Source organism: Amycolatopsis sp. TRM77291, assembly GCF_054166285.1.
Genome location: NZ_JBSZHF010000001.1, coordinates 5,420,595 through 5,437,305, shown reverse-complemented (window position 1 = coordinate 5,437,305; position 16,711 = coordinate 5,420,595). Strand labels below are relative to the sequence as shown.

Here is a 16,711-nt window from a genome sequence, read left to right as displayed (position 1 = left end):
GGTACAACCCGGCGGCGGCTCAGTCCCATACCCCGAGCCGCCGCCGGCCCGACACCACGGCCGCCAACCGAAGGAGCTTCGATGGGCGTCTCTGTACCCGTACTCCCTCCCGAAGTCACCGAATACGCCCAAGCAGCCGGGACGCTGGAATCGCCCTGGATATGGTGCACTTTCGCGTCGCTGGCCGTGGCCGCCGGAGTACTCGCTTTCCGGTTCCGCCGCCGTACCGGCGTACGCCGAAGTGCCATCGCGGCCATGCTGGGCTGCCTACTACTTGGCGCGATCACCGCCACCAACAGCTACGTCGGCTACATCCGCACGCCTAGAGATCTTGCGCTCCTGCTCCAGCGCGGCGGCGGGCCACTGCGAGCGCTCGGCGAGATGATCGACGATGGATCCACCGACTCCCAGCCCCAGCAAGCCGGCCTCGCCAGGCCGTTCGACGCCCACACGCCGATCCTCGAGCGTCACGACATCGCGGATCCTCCCAACGCTGTGCCGACAGGGAGAACGTTCGTACTGCTTCCTCCTGGCTACCACGACCGTGTCAACGGCAACCGACGCTATCCCGTCATCTACCTTGTGCATGGCTTTCCTGCGGTTCCCGAGGACTGGCTCAGCGCGGGTGATGCGCTTGGGACCCTGCGTATGGTCTACAAACACCGTGCCGTCGCCCCGATGATCGTGGTGTCCGTGGACCTCACCGCAGGCCAACCCGGACGAGACATGGACGGGCTCGACCTCCCGGGCGGTCCTCGCCTGGAAACCTACTTGGCACAAACGGTGGTGACCACGATTGACCGGTACTACCGAACCGTGCCCCAACGCACCCATCGGGCGCTGGGCGGCATGTCCGGAGGCGCGTTCGCCGCCCTGAATATCGGCCTTCATCACACCGACAAATTCAGTGCGCTTCTGCTCACGATGCCCTACGACACCACAACCAACGAGACGTTGCTCGGCGGAGACCGCGCACTCGTCGCCGCCAATACGCCGCGGGACTACCTGTCCACCATGCCGTTCCCGGCCCCGGTCGCCACCATCCTCACCGCCGGAACCGGTGCCCCCGCTGATATCACCACTGCACACAGCATCGCCGACGCACTCCACGCTCGCGGGCAAGGCGCTGTCGTCCACCTACAGCGCGGTTACAACCACACCTGGCACACGGCCCGCGCCGCCTTGCCCTACCTACTCGCCTTTGCCGACCAGGTCTTCAAACGTGGCCACGCGTAAGGACATGGACTGCCATTGGCAATCTGACACAGAGAATGATCGGCGACCTTGCCGTTGTAAGCGTTGACGTTAGTGGCGCGAGCGGGCGCAGTGCGCGCGGCCGTTGGATTCGGCAGCTACGCTCCGAGCAACACCGCCGTCCAGCCTCAACCCACGCGACCAGCAATGCGGTTCGGACGCATCCGGCCTCCGACCTGGTCTCTTGAGTTCAGCGTCCTCCACACGGACCTCCTGGGCGGTCAGCAACTGTAGTTTCGTGCGGGAGGAGTTGCACCGAACATCTTAGGGTCACTACGGCAGCCGTCGGGCGGAAAGCAGGTCTCTGAAGAGGTCTCACTCATGGGCCTCATCGCAGGCAGGGTCAATTGACTCCAGCTCTCGATGCAGTAGATCGTCGAGCTGCGCGCGCCAGTCCCGCACGCGGGCGGGTCGGTCTGTAACAAACACGCCTTCGCACCGCCATTGAATCCCGTGCGTGTCAGCGACTTTGCCCGCATTCAATGCGCTGTAAATTGCGACTTGGTGCGAGGCTGGCCAGCTTCGCTCGAGGCGAGATGTCCGTTTGATCCTTCGCGTCAGCTCTGTGCGCATCAGCGCCTGCGGAGAACAGATCGCCGATGCCAGGAAGACGTTCGCGTCGTGCAGACGCCACGTGTACACGAAGAGGACGTCTCGTGAGCCGTTGAAGGTCCTCACCCGGCACGAGGCCCTTTCCCGCCATTGCCCAGGCACCAGCACCACATATGGCGATCGTCGGACTCGGTGACAACTCTGGTTTGGCAAGCTGGTCGCCTTCACCATGGTAAACCCGCGCAGTCGCGCGTATGCCAGCGCTACATATCTCAGGCGAAAGGAAGCTTTCAGCGGCCAGTCACCAGGCAGATAACGCTGCATGAGATGTCTCATCCTTCTGTCATGTAACAGCACACCGAGATCAGGGCCGGGCTGATGAAAACGGCACGACGAAGCGCCGCACGGCGGTCCGGTTCGGTGATCGCCGAACCGGGTAACCGGCCGTGCGCGGGCCTATCGCCGCACAGACAGCCTCGTCACGGCCCTGCTGACGTGGCGACCTACCTCGCCAAGCGCTCGAGCAGTCTCAAGCCAGCTGCGATAGCAGTCTCGTCGCGGGCGTGGAAGTTGTACGGCGTCACCTTGGTGGTTCTTACAAAGCCGATCTGCTTCAGCCGTTCCAGATGGCGGACCGCAGTGGGCATAGCGATGCCTGCCTTCTCGGCAAGTAGCGACAAGCAGACGCCATGCTCGCTCAGGTCCCCTTCGCGCCGCGACTCGAAATGTTCATCCGGGTCCTTCAACCACATCAGGAACTTGACACGCACCTCAGAGGACAGTGCCGCCCCCACCTCATGAATTTCCACCCGTTTAGCTTACTTGCTAATGAGCTAAGTGGACAACTACTGTCCTGCATCATGTTCCAACGTGTTGCGCTCGGCGCAGGATGTGCTGCAGTCATGGCCTGGGCGACCAACGCTGTGGTAGCAAGCAATGCGCTAGCCAGCATGAACGCCACTCAGTTTCTTGCGCTGGAGTTCGCGGCCGCCAGCGTGGTGCTCGCCGTCGTCGGCCTGGTCCAGGGGAGTGGGATCGTGGAGGAAGGCGACTGCGGGCGAATGGTGTCGGCCCGAGGCGTGCGGCTTCGGCTCAGGCTTCGGCCGGCACCATTCGTTGTTGGCGTCATCGGTGTCGTCGGTACGGCAGGGCTTCAAGTCATGGCCTTTACCTACGCGCCAGTAGTTAAAGCTAACCTGCTGGCCTATAGCTGGCCACTCCTGGTGGCGTTATGGTGTGTGTTCACTACTCGCATGTCGCGGCCGTGGCTCTACCTCGCGGTCGTCGGCAGCGGCCTCGTCGGTGTCTGGTTCATGCTCGATCGCAGTGCCGCTACCGATGTCGGGAACAACGCGGCCTTGGGTTACCTCTTCGCGGCGGGGTCGGCACTTTGTATGGCCTGCTACACCATTGCGGCCGGGCGTATGCGCCTGCCTATAGTTGGCTCACTTTTGCCAGCTGTGGCTACCGGGGCGGGCGTCTTTCTGGTCATCGCGCTAGCCGCCTCGATGCCGTGGCCGCAGTGGGAGGACCTCCTGCAACCGATCTACATCGGCTCTGTGCCGATGGCGGCCGGTTACATCTTGTGGACATTTGCAAATGCACGTGGCCAGCCGGTTTGGATCGCGACACTCGGTTACCTCACGCCAGCAATTTCCACGGTCGCCCTTGTCGTTATTGGCACTCAGACTGCGCTCTCCGCCTCTGAACTCGTCGGTATCGGACTTGTGCTCGGATGCACTGCAGTCACCGGATACCTCACTCTCAGAACGCAGTTCGCCGCACGTTGAGCAGTGTTGTTCTGCTGCGGTAACCCTTCCAACCTTGCCGTAGAAGCACTTGCATCATGATCGGACATTGTTCGAGATGCACCCGAAGCGAACGACCTGACGTCATCCCGACGCATGGATGTCGTCGAGGGGGAGATTCAATCGTGACCACTTATTACCGGGCAAGCCGAAAGCAGCTTATCGGCAAAGAGACACATTGGCAGGTTTCAGACCTAGGAGTCGTCCAACAAGACCATCGCTACGACCCAGAGCTTCTTGATATCATCTGCCAAAAAGCAGTCGCTATGAAGGAAGAGGTTAGCGCCAAGCGTCATCTCAACCTGCGCTACATCCGGCAGGCACACGTCCACATCCCCGAAATTTTAGAACTCGTCTATTACCCAGGACGTCTCGACTCGCTCAGCGAACTGGCCGGAACCGTCCTCGAGCCGTATCCCATTTCGGTTATCGCTTCCACAATCACCTTCATGGGCGCAGCGTCCAGTGATGGTGCCATTGACTGGCACGCCGACGGTGTGCCAGTTACAGAGATCATCCCGTTGGAAATCCACGACCTTACCGGCGGCGGCCTGCAGATCTACTCCGGAGACTACGAGATTGGCCTCAGTAAACTCCAGGCCGGCGACACTCTCTCAGACCTCGTGTCCATCCCGCACCGCATCGGCGCAACCACGCTAGCGCAGCTCATGCGGGTACTTCATCGAACCGAACCTATAGCTACCGGCCATCGAATCAGTCTCAACCTTAATCTGCGTTCGCGGGATAAACCGTACATCGACGACAATGCTGCTTACTACCTGGCAGCCGATAACCCAGACTACGAATGGGTCAAGCAATACCTTGACGACGTGCACGCCCGTCAAGTACCCGCCTATTTGGCCTTCCAGCGGCACGGGTCAGCAGGCCGAGCAATGTGACCTGCAGCGGACGTTGCTGCTACCTATCAGAAACGGTTGCTAACCATGTCCATGGAGGCAAATGCGCAGCCGGGTGGTATCGCGTACCAGTAGGAAGTCGACCTCCAGGGAACAAACACTAGCTTGTATGGGTCGACGGTGATCGAGTCCGCGGGCGCAACCTCGCCGTAGGCTCGCGCTCTCCTCGTAGTAGGAACTCCGCAGGAGTCGTCGACGTGCAGTCACGGGAGTCAGTTGTTGCACAGGTCGGTGACCGAGTCCAGTGTGTCTGTCGTCACTCCGATGGAATGACGGCGGACAGGTCCAATCGACTGATAGAATAAGGCTGTACCGCTTCTGCAGGGTGTGGTTCGGCCGGACCGTCCGCCGGATCACGTCCCGTGACCTTGCTTCGCCTTCGGGCGGGTCGGTCCGTCGGCGAGGAGTTTGCGGCTTCTCGTGAGATGTCAGACGTGGTGTTCCTGGCAGTCTGAGGTAGTCGTGACCTTCCATGAGGGCCTGCTTCTTGTTCACCCGTTTCACGGTCCGGTGAGGATCGAGTCGATTGGCAGCCGCGTACTGAAGGACGAACCAGCGGAGTACCTGCGGCTTGTCGCTGTCGGTGAGGATTTACGCATCGAGGTTCCTGTCGAACGGGTTCGTGACGTCGGTATTCGGTCGATGCTCTCGCCGGCTGAGGTTGAAGAGGTCTTCGCGGAACTACGTGGGCCGAGCATCCCGCTGGAAGCACAGTGGTCCCGCCGAATAAAGGATCTCTCCGCGCTTTTGAGTACAGGACGGTTGCAGGACCTCGTCGTGATCGTCCGTGAACTGATCCGGCGCGGGGTTTCGAGCAACGTGACGGCGGAGGGGCAGATGCTGCGCTCGGCTCGGACACGCTTAGTTGCCGAGATTGCGCTGGCTTTGGATGGGGTATCGGAGACAGCAGTCGAGGAACTCATCTTCGCGGCGGCGAAGGGGCGTGGATAGAGTCCTTTCTCGTGGACGTGGGCGCAGAAGTGGGGCGGGAGTCAGTGCGTGAACGCCACCGCAGTCGGGTCGATCTCGGTGGGACGGTGGCTTGCCGATACGGTTTCTGCTCACGCGATCAGGCGGGCGACAATCGGCAGGCGGTGCAGTTGCTGGATGGCATCAGCGTCGCCCGTCCCGGGCCGGGGCGTCCGCGGTGCCGGCCAGCGACCGGTGATCGCGAACAAGGCGTATTCGCATCTCTTGAGCCGCGAGGCGATGCGGGAGCGGTGGATCACCTTCCGGCAGTCTCGAGCGGACGATCAGGTTGCCCGCCGCGCGGCCAAGGGCTCCCGCGGCGGGCGACCAGCGGTCTTTGATGCCGAGGTCTACAAGTCGCGCAACGTGGTCGAGCGGTGCTTCAACCGGCTCAAGTTGTTCCGTGACTGGCTACTCCCTACGCCGAACGCGCCACCTGTCACCAGGCCGAACTCACCATCGCCGCCATCGTGCTCTGGCTCCGATGACTTACAGGAAGCTCCTGGTCAGAGTTGAATGCCGCGGGCCGCGTCGGCGATGCGTTGCTGGACGTAGTTCTCCATGACGTCGACGTACTGGTCGTGCGGCGCCAGGCCATGTCGTTTGCGCTCTTCGTTCATGTCGCAGACGGGCAGTTTCCAAGATCCGGCCGTCTCAAGGAGCCTTGAGGGGTCGTAGGACTCGCGGTGGCGCGACATGTTGCCGTCTTTGTCGAGACGGACGAAGACGACCTCCCACACCGAGTAGTTGCCGCCCTGGCCCCAGGTCATGTTGCCCTCACCGCAGTACTCGTACCAGAAGGTGTAGGGGTCAGCCATGTCGTAGAAGCACTCCACCGCGATGTCGAAGCTCATGACGGTTCGGGCAAGCCATTCATTATCCTTCTGCCAGTGCCCCGGTCCGTGCTTTAAGGGCATGCCTGGAGCGGATATGGGCGTCTCAGTGAAGTGGTTCTCGGAGTGATAGTCGGCTCCTGGGGTGCGGCGCTCGTCCCACCAGGGCATGCCTGCTGCTTCGGCACTGAGGTACTTTTTTAGTAGCTTCCTGTTGTGCTCCCGGATATCGCTGATCTCCTGAGTGCTCATGCCCTTGAGGTTAGCGGCCGTCGCTTCATCGATTGCATCCTGGTTTTTCCGCCATTCGATATAGTGACGAAGGGAGTAGTCTTCCTCTGGGCGGATGTCGGGCTGGAGTCCGTTTCGTAGTCGATCGATGTTGTAGTCGAACCTGGGTTCTGGCTCTCCGGCTGCGACCCACCAGTTGACCGGGTTGAAATACTCCACGCAGCGGGCTAGGCGGCCTTGCTTGTCCAGTCGCATGAACACGATCTCGTATTGCTCGTAGGGGCCGCCTTTGCCCCAGGCGCTCTCTCCCGTGGCGTAGTACTCAACCCAGAAGGCGTAAGGATCGATCAGGGGGCTGATCTTCTGCCATTTCACCTCGTAGTGCTTGAGCCAAGAGTTCAAAAGCTTGAAGTACTCGCGGCGATCATTACCGGCATAGGTGACGGGCATCCCTCTCGGTGCCCACGGGAGCTGATAGAGGAAGTCGTCGGCGAACCAGCCCGCCTCATCAGCTCCCTTATCCCACCACGCGATGCCCTCTCTCCCCAGATACTTCTCGATCAGTCCGAGATTGCGCTCCCGGATCTCGTTCGCTTCCGCTGTCGTCATTGTCGCGGTGTCAACCATTGTCTACTCCTCGTCCAATAAGACCCATCGCTCAAATTCTCGGACTATTCTGCGAATAGCAGGTCACGCAATGGTCGGGTCATAACGTGCTTCGGCGTTCCCGGTCCGCCGTTGGTTCGGCAACGTGTTAACTGTGCCGATGGATCAGCTGTCAATATTTGCCATGACGTGCTTGACCCTGGTGTAATCCTCCAACCCGTAGAGCGAGAGGTCCTTGCCGTATCCGGAGTGCTTGAAGCCACCGTGCGGCATTTCCGCGACGAGCGGAATGTGCGTGTTGATCCACACGCAGCCGAAGTCGAGGCGCTTGGCCATCCGCATAGCCCGGCCGAAGTCCTTCGTCCACACGCTGGAGGCTAAGCCCAGCTCCACGTCATTGGCCCAGCGAACTGCTTCGTCTTCGTCGGTGAAGCGCTGCACACTGATCACCGGTCCGAACACCTCGCGCTGCACCATCTCGTCGTTCTGGCGGAGTCCGGTCACCACGGTGGGCTCGACGTAGAACCCGCGGTCCCCCTGCCGGTGTCCGCCGATGGTGATCTCGGCGTGTCCGGGTGCTCGCTCCAGGAACCCGGTGACTTGGGCGAGCTGGTTGGCGTTGTCAACGGCGGGACAAGAGCCTTTTCGTCGCCAGCACCGTTGGCGTACGTGGTGGATGTCGCCCGGGCTTGTTCCGTGAGTGCAGCGACGAAGTCGTCGTGGATTCGTGGGCTGGCGAGCACTCGGGACGCGGCGGTGCAGTCCTGGCCGGCATTGAAGTAGCCGGCGACGGCGATGGCTTCGGCCGCGGCTTCGATGTCCGCGTCGTCGAAGATCACGACGGGTGCTTTCCCGCCGAGCTCAAGATGGACTCGCTTGATGTCGCGGGCCGCTGTCCCGGCGACGTCCATACCGGCCCGCATCGAGCCGGTGATCGCCACCAACTGTGGGGTTGGATGCTCGACGAGCGCGCGGCCGGTGTCGCGGTCGCCGCAGACTACGTTGAGCACGCCGGCTGGAAGGACGTCGGCGGCCAACTCGGCCAGCCGGAGCGTGCTTACTGGTGTGGTGTCGCTGGGCTTGAGCACCACGGTGTTGCCGGCGGCGACTGCGGGCGCGACCTTCCAGACCGCCATCATCAGCGGGTAGTTCCAGGGTGTTATCTGGCCGACCACGCCGATCGGCTCACGCCGGACGAACGACGTGTGCCCAGCCATGTATTCGGCAGCGGCCTTGCCCTCCAGAGTGCGTGCCGCCCCAGCGAAGAAGCGGATCTGGTCAACGATCGGTGGGATCTCCTCGGACGCGATCAGGCCGAGCGGCCTACCGGTGTTGCGACTCTCGAGGGCGACGAGCTCGCCGGCGTGCTCCTCCATCGCGTCGGCGAGCTTCAGCAGTGCCAGCTGGCGTTCGGCTGGGGTCGTGTGGCGCCAGGTCTCGAATGCGGTGCTCGCGGCTTTGTAGGCCCGGTCGATGTCCTCGGGGCCCGACACTGCCGCTGTGCCGAGCACCTCGCCGGTGGATGGGTCAACGAGGTCTGTCACCCGGCCGTCGACGGTGTCGACGTGCTCGCCTCCGACGAAGTTCCGGTACGTTTGCGTCTCCATCACTCGTGGTTCCCCTCGGACTCGACCTCGGCCAGGATTTCGGAGCCGGTGACCACCTTGTGCGCGAAGTGCCGGTGCATCCAAGCCAGGTGGTCGTGGCGGCTATGCATAATCCGCAGCGTGTCCCAGTTGGGGAACACCTGCTGAAGCACGTGTTGTTGCATGAGCCGGGGATCGACCTCGTACACGTGCTCGAACGTCGTCACCGCCACCTCGCTCACTCGCGCCGGTTCCGGCGGGGTGTGTTGCTGGGCGTAGCGGTACGCGGCGGTGGGTGCGGCCCCGCGTGGCTGCTCGGCGGTCATCCCGGATTCCCTCCGTAGGCCCGGTCCAGCAGGTACTTGCCCGGGTTCATGACGTTGTTCGGGTCCAGTGCTCGTTTGATGTCGAGCATTACGTCGAAGCCTCGGCCAAGCTCTTCAGGGACGAGGTCGACCTCGCCCTCCCGGCAGGAACCGTGGCAGGCGCTAATTGAGCCGCCGTGTGCGATCGCGACCGCGGCGAGCTTCTTCTTGGCCTGCACCCATGCGGTCCAGGCGTCGTCGTCGAGCTGCTGCTCCCAGATGCCGACGTCGATCTCGGTGAGGTAGTCGATTCCGGTGTTGCCGGAGGTGTAGGTGAACATGCCCCAGTCGTCGAAAACGTCAGTGCGGCGGCGCAAGTCGGCGACGATTTCGTGCCACGCCTTGGTGACAGCGGGGATCTCGGAGTAGTTGACGGCCGCGTCCTCGCAGTGCCAGGACATCGGGATCACCTGGCCGGCCTTGGTGCGGCCGTGCAGAGGAGTGGCGTAGCGGTCGTGCCGGGCGGCCCAGTCACCCTGCGAAATCTCGTCGCCGAGGTAGCGGGCGCCGTGCTCCTTCGCGATCCGGAACAGCCGCTTCCCGCCTGCGCGTACCTCGTCCTCATAGCCGTACATCACCGAGCACACCAGCGCGCGGACGTCGGCGGGCTGCGGGATGTATGCCTCATCGTCTCGACGGAGGTAGGCGACCTTGTACTCGTCGAACAGGACGGCGCCAGCGAACGTGGCGACGCCGGCGCGGGCGAGCGCCCCTACACAGGCATAGGCGGAGTCGTAGCTGTCGAAGGCCCAGAACGGCGAGAGCTCGGCCTCCGGCTTCGGGAAGAGCTTGAGCGTGGCCTTCGTGGCGATGCCCAGGGTGCCTTGATGGCCCATGAACAGTTGCTTGAGCTGGTAGCCACTCGAGGACTTGGTGATCTTCTGTCCGATGCCGTCGCCGACGTGCATTACCTCGCCGGTCGGCAGTACATGGTCGAAGCTCAATACCAGGTCGCGGGTGTGGCCGTAGCGGGAGCCGATCAACGACCAGCCGCTCGTGCCGATGCGTCCGCCCACTAGCGAGCACGGATACGATGCCGGGTCGTCTGGATAGAACAGTCCGTGTGCTGCCAGCCGCTCGTTCAACTTGAGCATATTGATGCCGGTGCCGACGGTAACGGTGCGGTTGACCAGGTCCAGCTCATGGATCTGGTTCATCTTCTTGACGTCGACGACGATTCCACGCCGCAACGGAACGGCACCATCGGTCAGGCCGGTGCCGCCGTCACGAGGCACGATTGGCACACGCAGGTCGTTAGCGATCCGCACGACGTCGGCGACCTGCTGCGTCGACGTCGGTAGCACCACGACGTCAGGCACGCGCTCGGACCAGCGGTGCACGGGAAACGGGGCTGGCACCCGCGCGCGGTTCCACCGGTCGGTCTTCGCGGTGAGAATCTGATCTTCGCTGAGGACCCCGCGCAGTGCTGCGACAACCGTTCCCAACTGCTCGGGCGATAGCGGTTCCCGGGTGGCCGCGGCGGTCCCGATCGTCATGTCGGCGTTTACGTCGGCGCTCACTTCAGTGCCCTCCGCATCCGCAGCCACCGCTGCAGCCGCCACCACCGCATCCGCTGCGCCGGGCGGCCTGGCCCGGCAGGCCAGCACGTTCCTGTGCGAGCCGCTGGTCGCCGACCGCGCCCCTCGAGCCACCCACGGTGATGCCGAGGGACTCGGCGAACAACTCGTGAAGGTCGACTACGTCGATGTCGTGCGCGTCACCCGCCTCCGAAAGCGGTCGCTCGGACCACGGGCACGCGCTCACCAGCGTGTCAACGTCCAGTTCAGCGGCATGCTCCAGCCGGGCAGCGCTGATCTTCGCTGTGAGCTCGGGTTTCTCGATCGGCAGCCCACCCCCGCCGCCGGAGCAGTACGACCACTGCGTTACCCGGTCGACGTCGGTGAACCGCAGACCTGGGATGGCCCGCAGCAGCTCGCGCGGCTCCTGCCAGATCCCCTTGCGCTTGTTGAGTCGGCATGGGTCGTGATAAGTGATCGCCCGGTCGACTGGTATGGACGGGGTGAGTCGCCCTTCACGCAGCAGTTGCGCGAGTACCTCGATCACCAGCACGACCTCGATATCGAATTCTTCACCGAAATAGCGTGGGTAGTCCTCGGTGAAGCTGATGTAGTCGTGCGGGTCGAGTACGAGTACCCGCTTCGTGCCGCTGGCGTGCCAGTCGTCGAGGTTGTGCCGGGCGAACCGCTTTGCCTGGTCTGCGTAGCCCATCTCGGCCGCCGGGCCGCCGCAGCACCATTGCTCACGCATCAACCCGAACTCGTAGCCGGCCAGTTGCAGCACCTGGGCCACCGCGCGCGGCACTGAGGTTCGGTAGAACGCTGCCTCGCAGTCGACGAACAGTATGGTCTCGCCGCCGATCGGGATGTCCAGGTCGGCGGCCCAGTCCCGGACGTTCTCCTGGCCGACGGGGGTCTCGCCAAGTACCGGTTCGTGGGTGCGCAAGTCAGTGCGCTCGTTCCACGTCTTCCACGCAGGCTGGTGTACCCCACTTTCGACGGCGAGCGTGCGTACGGCCTTGACGACGTCGATAGTGCGAGTGCGGAACCGGTAGAAGTCGCCGGTGAACAGCGTGTTCGGGCAGCGCAACTCGCAGGCGCCGCACTGAGTGCAGTTGACGTAGTCGGCGGCGACGTCGGCGATCTCGAGCTCACCGCGTTCCATCGCGACGACATTCGCGTGGAACGCAGTGGGTGTCCACGACTCGTTGCGCTCGACCTGCGTGACCGGACAGACCTCGCGGCAGAATTTGTGGCCCGAGGAGAAACAGTTGTACGAGGCATTGCGCCACTGCTCAACGAACGCGGCCGTCTTCTCGTCGGCAAGTGGTGCCGGGGCCGCGCTCGCGAGCGTCTCTGGGTACTCGGCGAGTTCCGGCGGGTTCGCAGGGTCCCCGGGGGTGAACGGTTTGGACAAGGCATCGGACGGCCGCTCGGGCTGGACTTGGGTCACAGGGTGCTCCTCGTCACTGGTCAGGCGTGGGGTCAGGCTAGCGAGCAAAACCTATGACTTCAATGGTTATAGCCTAAGTGGTCAGATGGGAGACTTCCCGTTAATCGGGCAAGGAGGTAGAGCGGTGCAGTTGCTGAGCGGCGACGCACGACGCGCCGTGTTCGCCCCGCTTGACGACGGTGCGCTGCGCAGCGAGGCTGTGGTGCGGCGGGTCGGCAGCGCGGTCGCGCTCGGTCTGCTGGGCGATGGCGAGCAGCTCCCTGCGGAGGCCGAGCTAGCGACCATGCTCAAAGTCTCGACGATGACGCTCCGGGAGGCGTTGGGCGACCTACGCAACCTCGGACTCGTCGAGACCCGTCGCGGACGAGGCGGCGGCAGCTTCGTGCGCGTCCGCGACGACGCACTCACCGAGCTAGCTGATGCGCGGCTCGCCCAGCTCGGTACCACGGACTTGCGTGAACTCGGGGACGTGCATGGTGCTGTCGCGGCTGCAGCGGCCGGACTCGCAGCGGCCCGGGCCTCGCGCACCGAGATCGCGCGGCTGCGCGACATCCTCGATCGGTTCGCGTGCACCCAATCTCTCACTGGCCAGCGGCGCGCCGAGGGGCGGTACTACATCGAGGTCGCGGCCTCGGCACAGTCGGTGCGGTTGACGATGCAGGAAATGGAGCTGCACCTAGAGCTGGGACAGCTGCCTTGGCCGCCCGCGCACGACCCCGGAATGCTCGAGGCGATCGTCGCAAGCCATCGCGCCGTGGTCGACGCCATCGCCGACCGAAATGCCGATCGGGCGCGGCGACTGGCCAGCGATCAGATCGACCTGCGGACCCGCTGGCAGATTGAGGTGCACCTGCGGCGGGCAACGGCAGGCGCTGTCCCCAGGGTCGAAGGGCGGGAGGTCTCGTGACCGGCGCGACACGAGCCGACGATGCCTCCCGGATCGGCGCCGTCATCAGCGGGGCAATCGAGCAAGTCTTCGCGGCCGTCAGCCTCCTGCGCATCGCGGCGCTGCGGGCGCTCACCGATACAGACCCCAGCATGACCATCGCCGAGCAGGTGCGGGACCTGCTGGGGAAGCCGGGGCAGATCGCGGTCGGGCTTGGGCTCGTCGCCGCACCGCGCCCGCGGCTGGACCTGCCGATGCGGTTGCTGTGGTGGCAAATCGACCCGGCCACCGACCGGCTAATGCAGCTCGACCCTGACCTGCGCCCGGCCAGCCTCGGTTACTACGACTACACCACCACCAACTGGTTCGACATACCGCGCCGCACTGGACTACGTCACGTCGTGGGCCCGTACGTGGACGTCCATGGCACCGGGCGCTATCTCCTGACGCTCACGGGACCGGTCGTGGCCGGTGGTGAATTCCTCGGAGTGGTCGGCGCTGACGTGCCGGTGAGCGTGTTCGAGTCCCACCTCCTGCACCTTCTGCGGGCCCCAGAGCAGCCATTCCTGCTGGTCAACGACGAAGACCGGGTGGTGCTATCGACCACACCGCGATGGCTGGTAGGCGACTTGATAAGGGTGGGGGACGAGCTTCTCGGGCCAGGGACTCCGATCGTTGGCGTCACCTGGCGGCTGCACGTCGGCAAGCGCTAGCCCGAGGTCCCGATGGGGCCGCAGTGTCGCGACGACCGAACATCTGGGCTTGATATATGAACTCTGAGTCTATATGTTTTAGCCGCGTTTACTGTGACCCGTTGCACAACACAGCCGTTGTCTGTCGCGGATGGAGGAGGCCTGGTGTCCGGATCCGAACCGCTCGCTCGTGACGACACAGGGGACGACGCAGCCCAACTCGCCGCGCTTGGCTACTCCGGCGAGTTCGAGCGCAGCATGGGTTTGTGGGCCAACATGGCCCTCGGTTTCACCTATCTGTCACCGCTGGTGGGCGTGTACTCGCTATTCGCCTACAGCCTCACCATTGGGGGGCCACCGGCGATCTGGTGGATCGTGATCGTCGGCCTCGGTCAACTGTTCGTGGCGGTCGTCTTCGGCGAGGTTGTGTCGCAGTACCCCCTCGCAGGCGGTATCTACCCGTGGACGCGGCGGCTGTGGAACCGCCGCTACGCCTGGATTGTCTCGTGGATCTACATCTGGGCCGTCATCGTTACAATCACCTCCGTCGCCGAGTTCGGCAGTGGCTTCGTTGCCGCGCTGTTTGGCATCGAGGCGACTCCCGGTGTCACGCTACTGACAGTGGTGGGCCTCCTGGCTGTCGCGTTCGCGGCCAACTACAGCGGTACCCGCTCCCTGGCCCGGATCGCCAGGATCGGGCTCGCGGCCGAGTTAGTTGGGGTGATCGCACTCGGGATGTACCTGCTGCTGTTCCGGCGCGTACAGCCATTCTCGGTCTTCTTCGACACCCTAGGCGCCGGCGGTGACGGCGCCTACGTCGCCACATTCCTCGCTGCGGCGCTGTCCGGGCTCTTCCTCTTCTACGGGTTCGAGGCATGCGGTGACGTTGCCGAGGAGGTCACCGACCCCGCCCGCCGCATCCCGGTCGCGATGATCCTCACGATCCTCGTCGGCGGCATCTCCGGCTTCCTCTCCTACGCCGGATACGTACTGGCTGCCTCGAACTTGCCGTCCATCATCGCCGGCGATGACGCCGACCCAATCCCGTCGATCCTGGTGAGCACGCTCGGCACTGCTGGTTCGAAGGTCTTCCTCGTGGTCACCGTCGTTGCCTTCATCTCCTGCGTGCTCTCGCTGCAGGCGGCGGGCAGCCGGCTGTTGTACTCCTTCGCGCGTGATCGAATGCTGCCGGTCAGCAGCTGGCTCGCGCACGTCTCTTCCCGCCACGCCGTGCCTACCAATGCCCTACTGGTCGTGTGCGTGGTACCGCTGCTGATCGCGCTGTTCGTGTTCTGGCGCCCTGACACGCTCGCCCGCGTTACCGCGTTCGCAGTGCTGGGCATCTACGTGGCATTCCAGGCGGTCGTGCTGGCGGCCCTGCGCCAGCGCCTGAAGGGGTGGCGCCCGGCTGGCGTATGGAACCTCGGCCGGTGGGGGATCGTCGTGAACATCCTCGCGCTGGCCTACGGGATCTTCGCGATGATCCTGTTGCTGCAGCCCGCTGACGCTGAGGCGTTCCTCGACCGCTGGATCGTGGCCGTCGGAATCTGCGTCGTCGGCGGCTCCGGACTGCTCTACCTGTTCCTCGGCCGGCCAGACCGGCGATCCGGCGACATCCCCGAGGGCGACGCGATCGAAGTGGCCACCCGGTTGCAGGCGATCAGTCGTGACGCGCGCACCACCGTGAGGAGTGAGGAGAACTAATGAAGTTCAGCTATGTCATGCTCCCGGACTACCCGCTCGAGGAGTCGCTGCGCGCCATCCGGCTCGCCGACGAGCTCGGCTTCCACGCCTGCTACGCCGCCGACGAGACGTGGCATAAGGACCTATGGCTACTGTTTGCCGCCGCGGCGCAGCAGACGTCGCGAATTCGCTTCGGTCCAAGCGTGTCGTCGGTGGTGCTGCGCGAGCCGACGCTGATCGCCCAGGCCGCCGCGACCCTCGACGAGCTGTCTGGCGGCCGCGCTGAGGTCGTGCTCTCCAGCGGTAACTTCGGCCTGCTCGCGCAGTACAAGATGGACTGGAGCAAGCAGAAGCCGCTGTCCCGCGTCATCGAGGGTACGAAGGTCATTCGCACCTTCCTCGACGACGGCGCAATCACCTTCGACGGCGAGTTCTTCAGGTACGAAGGGCTGTTCACCTTTGCACGGCCGGTTCAGAAACGGGTGCCGGTCAAGCTGGGTGCCATGCGTGGGCCACGCTCCTTCGAAGCGTCGGCGGAGCACTCCGACGGCTGCCACCACGCGCTGAGCTACACCCGCGAAGCCTACGAGTACGCCGCCAAGCACCTGCGGATAGGCGCCGAGCGCGCTGACAAGGACTGGACCTCGCTCGATTTCGGTGCCTGGGTCGTACTCGCGGTCGGCCGCGACTCGGCCGCAGCCAAGGACGCCGCACGCAGCATGGTCGGCATCTACGCCTCATCGATGCCGGCCGAGCAGCTGGAGCGCAACGGCGTCGACCCGGCGAGCCTCAAGCCGATTATCGACGCGATCGCGGGTGGGGATCTCGCCAAGGGCATCGAGCTGACCACGCCCGAGATCGCGGAGAAACTGTCGTTTGCGGGCACGCCAGACGAGATCATCACGAAGATCAAGGCAATCGAGCCGGCCGGCGTGAACCACCTCATCGCCGCGATCACCGATGCCTCGCTGGTAAAGGCGTTCACCGGACGTGAGATACCTGGCGTCGCTACGGTCGAGGAGCAACTACAGCTGCTGCACGACGACGTGATGCCTGCGTTCGTGTGAGGGCTCGTCCAATGAGGCGGTAGGGCTACCGGGGTTTTCGGATAGCAGGGTTGCATGACGCGCGAGATTGCCCGCGGGTCGTGGCCTCAAGACGAGGCAGCATCTATTGGTGAGGCGGCGCAGTTGTCGCCGCCTCACCATGAGCCGGTTAGTGCAAGCTATTCCCCGGGCCTGCCATGCCGTTTCCGTTGACGACCGGATCGGGTCTATGCGGGGCAGCCCAGTCGCGCACAACCGACGTAAAGACCTGTCCTCTGTCGATGACCAACGGAATGGTTTCGGCATGACGAAT

14 protein-coding genes and 1 pseudogene are annotated in these 16,711 nt (G+C 63.9%); 8 read left to right on the top strand and 7 right to left on the bottom strand.

From position 1 onward, the window contains the following. Positions 1-81 precede the first annotated feature (81 nt). On the top strand, positions 82-1,236 hold the full coding sequence (locus ACXIZN_RS25135) for an alpha/beta hydrolase (protein WP_457957200.1): 1,155 nt from the start codon (positions 82-84) through the stop codon (positions 1,234-1,236). A gap of 1,073 nt (positions 1,237-2,309) precedes the next feature. On the opposite strand, the gene ACXIZN_RS25130 is transcribed toward ACXIZN_RS25135, so the two are convergent. Continuing rightward, complete coding sequence (locus tag ACXIZN_RS25130) at positions 2,310-2,615, bottom strand: ArsR/SmtB family transcription factor (RefSeq protein ID WP_457957199.1); 306 nt, start codon at positions 2,613-2,615, stop codon at positions 2,310-2,312. 51 nt (positions 2,616-2,666) lie between these two features. On the opposite strand from ACXIZN_RS25130, the gene ACXIZN_RS25125 reads away from it, so the two are divergent. The 3 genes from ACXIZN_RS25125 (at position 2,667) to ACXIZN_RS25115 (ending at position 5,482) form a co-directional block, all read left to right on the top strand. Further along, positions 2,667-3,596 (top strand): DMT family transporter, encoded by a 930-nt coding sequence (locus ACXIZN_RS25125; RefSeq protein WP_457957198.1) that lies wholly within the window; start codon positions 2,667-2,669, stop codon positions 3,594-3,596. Between the two features lie 143 nt (positions 3,597-3,739). Further along, the gene (locus tag ACXIZN_RS25120; RefSeq protein ID WP_457957197.1) at positions 3,740-4,513 is read left to right on the top strand and encodes a hypothetical protein; all 774 of its coding nucleotides are present in this window, start codon (positions 3,740-3,742) and stop codon (positions 4,511-4,513) included. Between the two features lie 480 nt (positions 4,514-4,993). Beyond that, positions 4,994-5,482 carry a CarD family transcriptional regulator gene (locus ACXIZN_RS25115; RefSeq protein ID WP_457957196.1) on the top strand — a complete coding sequence of 163 codons (489 nt, stop codon included), beginning with the start codon at positions 4,994-4,996 and terminating at the stop codon, positions 5,480-5,482. 110 nt (positions 5,483-5,592) lie between these two features. Here ACXIZN_RS25115 and ACXIZN_RS25110 read toward each other — a convergent pair whose 3' ends face one another. The 6 genes and pseudogenes from ACXIZN_RS25110 to ACXIZN_RS25085 form a co-directional block, all read right to left on the bottom strand. Beyond that, positions 5,593-5,760 carry a hypothetical protein gene (locus tag ACXIZN_RS25110; protein WP_457957195.1) on the bottom strand — a complete coding sequence of 56 codons (168 nt, stop codon included), beginning with the start codon at positions 5,758-5,760 and terminating at the stop codon, positions 5,593-5,595. Between the two features lie 246 nt (positions 5,761-6,006). Continuing rightward, a complete protein-coding gene (locus tag ACXIZN_RS25105; protein WP_457957194.1) occupies positions 6,007-7,191 on the bottom strand; it encodes a hypothetical protein in 1,185 nt (394 codons plus the stop codon). Between the two features lie 144 nt (positions 7,192-7,335). Next, positions 7,336-8,777, bottom strand: a pseudogene (locus ACXIZN_RS25100) (gamma-aminobutyraldehyde dehydrogenase). Next, the gene (locus tag ACXIZN_RS25095; RefSeq protein WP_457957193.1) at positions 8,777-9,082 is read right to left on the bottom strand and encodes a hypothetical protein; all 306 of its coding nucleotides are present in this window, start codon (positions 9,080-9,082) and stop codon (positions 8,777-8,779) included. The pseudogene ACXIZN_RS25100 and the gene ACXIZN_RS25095 overlap by 1 nt, the downstream one beginning before the upstream one ends. Next, positions 9,079-10,683: an FAD-binding oxidoreductase gene (locus ACXIZN_RS25090; RefSeq protein ID WP_457957192.1), complete on the bottom strand. Its 1,605-nt coding sequence runs from the start codon at positions 10,681-10,683 to the stop codon at positions 9,079-9,081. The genes ACXIZN_RS25095 and ACXIZN_RS25090 overlap by 4 nt, the downstream gene beginning before the upstream one ends. Next, positions 10,643-12,091 (bottom strand): (Fe-S)-binding protein, encoded by a 1,449-nt coding sequence (locus tag ACXIZN_RS25085; RefSeq protein WP_457957191.1) that lies wholly within the window; start codon positions 12,089-12,091, stop codon positions 10,643-10,645. Before ACXIZN_RS25085 ends, ACXIZN_RS25090 begins: the two co-directional genes overlap by 41 nt. Before the next feature lie 124 nt (positions 12,092-12,215). On the opposite strand from ACXIZN_RS25085, the gene ACXIZN_RS25080 reads away from it, so the two are divergent. The 4 genes from ACXIZN_RS25080 (at position 12,216) to ACXIZN_RS25065 (ending at position 16,419) form a co-directional block, all read left to right on the top strand. Then, positions 12,216-12,998, top strand: a complete 783-nt coding sequence (locus tag ACXIZN_RS25080; protein ID WP_457957190.1) for a FadR/GntR family transcriptional regulator — start codon at positions 12,216-12,218, stop codon at positions 12,996-12,998. Next, the gene (locus ACXIZN_RS25075) at positions 12,995-13,690 is read left to right on the top strand and encodes a PDC sensor domain-containing protein (RefSeq protein ID WP_457957189.1); all 696 of its coding nucleotides are present in this window, start codon (positions 12,995-12,997) and stop codon (positions 13,688-13,690) included. Before ACXIZN_RS25080 ends, ACXIZN_RS25075 begins: the two co-directional genes overlap by 4 nt. Before the next feature lie 144 nt (positions 13,691-13,834). Then, positions 13,835-15,373, top strand: a complete 1,539-nt coding sequence (locus tag ACXIZN_RS25070) for an APC family permease (RefSeq protein ID WP_457957188.1) — start codon at positions 13,835-13,837, stop codon at positions 15,371-15,373. Then, complete coding sequence (locus ACXIZN_RS25065; protein ID WP_457957187.1) at positions 15,373-16,419, top strand: LLM class flavin-dependent oxidoreductase; 1,047 nt, start codon at positions 15,373-15,375, stop codon at positions 16,417-16,419. The genes ACXIZN_RS25070 and ACXIZN_RS25065 overlap by 1 nt, the downstream gene beginning before the upstream one ends. The last annotated feature ends 292 nt before the right edge of the window (positions 16,420-16,711 follow it).